General features: G+C 39.7%; 2 protein-coding genes. One reads left to right on the top strand and one right to left on the bottom strand.

Annotated elements, in window-relative coordinates; genetic code table 11:
- Nucleotides 1–243 precede the first annotated feature (243 nt).
- Nucleotides 244–519, bottom strand: coding sequence for a flagellar basal body-associated FliL family protein (locus Q9Q35_RS09645; RefSeq protein ID WP_304653166.1), 276 nt, complete (start codon nucleotides 517–519; stop codon nucleotides 244–246).
- 269 nt (nucleotides 520–788) lie between these two features.
- On the opposite strand from Q9Q35_RS09645, the gene Q9Q35_RS09640 reads away from it, so the two are divergent.
- Nucleotides 789–4,598 (top strand): MucBP domain-containing protein (locus tag Q9Q35_RS09640; RefSeq protein WP_304653165.1); only part of this gene is annotated, 3,810 nt, incomplete at its 3' end.

The following is a 4,598-nucleotide window of genomic DNA, read 5'->3' as shown; positions in this document are numbered from 1 at the left end:
TTTCGGTGTGAACCAACGTTGGGGATATTTCCCCTCGTTCTCCGGTGGATGGCGTATTTCGGAAGAATCGTTCATGCAGGGAGCATCGGACTATCTCTCTAACCTGAAACTCCGTGTTTCCTGGGGAAAGACAGGTAACAACTCAACGGGCAACTACGACTGGCAATCTCACTTTGAGATAGTACCTCTCCCATGTCGCCAACCACCCCCTATAGCTTAGTCCAAGAGGTATCTAAATTATTTCTAATTATATAAGAAATTATATGATACTGCATATATAAAATCAGAACCGAAAAGTTCTTGGACTTCTGAAAGGATTTCTTTTTTAATCTGGGTAGAGCTTATCTTTGCCTCATCCATGGTGTAATTTGCCATTACAGAAAAGATAATATCCTTAATCAAGCCTTCCCTGTCCGTCATTGTTTCTGAATATGTTGCAAAGTCTTCATGCTTCGTATTCATGGACAGAGATACATTTCCAACCGCATAATGGCTACTGCCATTTCTTTTGTTTTTAATATCGCCATAATATCTACCTCACATTTCATCTTTTTTGTAGATATTATATCGCGTTTGATTACATTTTAATATATTTTGATTAACAGTTATTTCCTCCGACGCAAACGGCTGAGCAAGCAGATGCAGATAAGGTTACCGATCAAGCTACGGCACCAGTTGAAAATAATGAAGTATCATCTACTGAAAGTACAACTGAAGCACCACAAGAACAAACGCACGCAGCTTTTAGAAGTGCAGTTGACGACACGCCAGCAGTCAATGCAGGTCAAGTGATCGAAAATAATACTCAAAGCCAAGCAGTAACATTGGATCACGGCGATAATGAAACGCGTAGTATTTCAATTATGGTCCCAGCTGTTGCGGGGGATAAAGTTACGGTCACTGTTCCATATATCTTTACAGCGTCGACTGATCGTAGTATCAATGGTGAGTTGTACAGTGTTGATACAGAAACTTCTCCAGTAGCTGATCCAGGATATGTTACTAACAAGACCAGCCAAAATACAACTTTTACGTACAATATCAACACAACAGCCTCAATGACTTTTAATTTAAGATTGATGCCAACTGTTTCTGATTGGTCATTTTTAACACCAGGTTCAAAATTCCAAGTTGTTGTTAAGAAAAATGGGGATGATATTGGTGAGATCACTTATACGATCGGACGACCTGCCGAGATCACTGCAGTCAACCTCAATTTTGATCAAAATCAAACCGCAGAAAATGGGTTAGTTAAGGGTCAAAAATATGTTTTAGGGATCAATTTAGCTAATAACGGTCAAAAAGACGGTGATAATTTTGCTGGTACAGTAACATTAAATGTTCCAAAAGGCTTTTTGGCTGATACTACAAGCATTGGTCATGCATATGGTTTGACTGATAAGTCGGTTGTTGGCGATACAGCTAGTGATTTTGCTACATTAGCTAATGGAAAAAATGTTACGATCAAACAAGCTAATGCAGGTGAACCGGTTGTTATTGAGTTTAATAATGCCAAAACTGATCTATTGAAAGGGTCATTATTATTATTTGGGATATACACAACTGAATTAGCTGCCAGTGATAACACCTTTGATGCTACAGTTGCATACTATTCGATCAACGATGAAGGTGAACGAGCTAAGAATATGATCCAGCAAGCTGTGGGGACTAAGCAGCTCAATTTAGCTGTGGCTGATAAAGTTAATAATTCTTGGGAAGCACAATTCAAGAAAAAAGATGGTGCGATCTACACAGATAATGGTCAAGCTGATGGAGAACACCAATCTGACGATACAAAGCTAGACTATAATGACAATGGTAGTCTGATCCGTTCGATCGAAGTATATAACAATGGTAATATCGCGCAAGAAAATGTGTTGATCCACTTAGATATCGAACCAGGTACGATCATGAATGGTGGCGAAGGTGAGTATGCATTAGCGATCACATCGTCAAGTGAAAACCAACCAAGCGGTTTAACACGGGCAACATTGACAGATGGTCGCACAGTAGATCTAAAAATGGGTAACTTTGTAACTTCTAATGTAAACTCTATTGTTGTTGCTATCGACGATAAAGCGATCAGTGCAGGTGTTGCTAAAGATGGGTCTAACATTAAAGCACTTGATATCGGTTATAAAAATATTGAAGCAGGTACTAAAGTTAAGATCAATTTCAGTAACAATGCGATCTTAGAAAAAGGAACGACTAAGAAGGTCAATGATAAAGCAGAGTACAGCTATACTGTGACTTCCGATAAAGGACAGGAATTGACAGGTGAAATGTCACTTGATATCAAAGCACCTAGTCCAAGTAAGAACCAGTTTACTGGAAATATCTTGAATTTCAACAATACTTCTTACCAACCAACGAGTGAAAATGGTGGTAATATTGCAACGATCACATATCAGATCCGAAATGTCGTTCAATATAATGACATTCCGAGTTCCTATTTCATTGCGATCCCTCAAGGATTTGATCTAGAAGATGCTAGTCAGTTACATGTTTACAAACGTGGTGGTGCACTTTACGAAGATGCTGTTGTTGAAGATCTAGGGTACATCGGGATCAACGGTGAACGGATGTTTAAGATCAGCTTACCTGAAACACCATGGTATCGGACACCTGTTTTGATCAATGGAACTTCGTACACGACACCATTGAAGATCGTAGCAAATAAGAATCAGTTACCGTTATCCTATGCTTACCCTGAAAACGGGATGAGTTTATTCATGGAGCTTAACGAAAATGATCAAGTTTCCGCACCAACTAATGGTTTTGCTAATATTAGTGAGGTCACGTTGCGGGATGGCAAGACTTATAAGGTTCGATCAACTAACTTAGGTTTCTATAATACACCAAATGAAGTGAGCTACAGTTTCACTTATCCATCAACTTACGGTCCAATGAATGGGGTCAAAGCAGCTGACGCTGGAAAATATACCGAAGAAACAGGAACGACCAAGTTAGCATATAGTAGTTCAAAAGAGTTGGCTAACTCTAAAGGGACGATCCGCTTAGCTAATGTTTTGACTGATAAAGGTGTTTCAGAATACTCCTATAATGTCATCAATTTACCTAGCGTAGCAAATGGAGATAATGCGACGATCGTTTTGACTGGTGAAGGTGTTGATAAAGTAACAACTACAGGAACTGGTAATGGACAATTACTATTTGCTTATACACCATTTGTAGGTGATCAAGTAACTGAAGCTGCTCTAGTAGAATTTGTGACAGCTGATCAAGTAACTGATTGGTCTAAAGTAAGGGCAGTAGTCCTTAAGTCAGATAAATTAGATCCAAGTGCAACAGCGATGGCTGAATTAGGCTTTAAGATCACTGGTATTAAAGATGGTTCTAGTGTAGTGGGTGTCACACTTCAAGATCACTTCACTGGTGAACATGAAAATTCAACAGGTGTCAGTGGTATCTATAATGTTGCCCCAACTTACAAATTGGAGATCCAACGTTATGTAGATGTTACAACAAGATGGATCGATACAGACGGTAACGAGATCCAAGCACCAGTTGTTCAAAATATCATGTCAGGTGACCCATATGTGACAACTGGTATCACACGTCCACACTATAAATTTGTTAAAGTCGAAGGACAGCCTGCAGGTGTTACAGCGGGTCAAGATGTTGTAGTTACCTATGTCTATGAAGCTGACAAAGATATCGAAGCTCAAAGTGTTAAATTTGAACAAACGATCAACTATGTCTATGCTGAAAATAACCAGTCAGCTGCGCCAACAGTGACAAAAACTATCACATTTACACGTGATAAGGTGAATAATTTAGCTTTAAATAAAGTAACTTATACACCATGGATGGTCGATGGTAAGGAAGTAACTGAAGCAAGTTTTGTAGCGGTCATTTCACCAGAGATCACGGGCTATACGGCTGATCAAAAAGAAGTAGCAGCGATCACAGTAACGCCAACGGATGAAAATAAAGCTTATGTAACAACAGTTAAGTATACTAAGAATCCAACTGAAAATGTAATTGAAGATAAGACAGTAACACGCACGATCAATTATATTTACGCAGATGATACTCAAGCTGCAACACCAAATGTTGCAACTAAGACATTTACGCGTACTGGGATCAAGGACACTGTAACAGATGAGATCACATGGAATAAGTGGAGCGATGCCCAAGAATTTGGTGCAGTGACAAGCCCAGTGCTTAAAGGTTACACGGCTGATAAAGCCGAAGTAGCCGCACAAAGTGTGACAGCCGATAGTGGAAATATCGAAGTAACGGTAACATACACGAAACAAACTGCAACTGAAGTGAGCGAAACAAAAGAAGTAACGCGCACGATCAACTATGTTTATGCAGATGGTACTCAAGTAGCTAAACCAGTGGTTGAAACTAAGACGTTCACAAGAACAGGTGCCAAAGATGCGGTAACAGATGAGATCACATGGAATGAGTGGAGCGATGCCCAAGAATTTGGTGCAGTGACAAGCCCCGAGCTTAAAGGTTACACAGCTGATAAAGCCAAAGTAGCCGCACAAAGTGTGACAGCTGATAGTGCAGACATCGAAGTAACGGTAACATACACGAAACAAGCTGCAACTGAAGTGAGTGAA

It is taken from the genome of uncultured Ligilactobacillus sp., from assembly GCF_948826705.1.
Classification (GTDB): Bacteria; Bacillota; Bacilli; order Lactobacillales; family Lactobacillaceae; genus Ligilactobacillus.
This window is presented reverse-complemented; position numbering and strand designations above follow the sequence as displayed.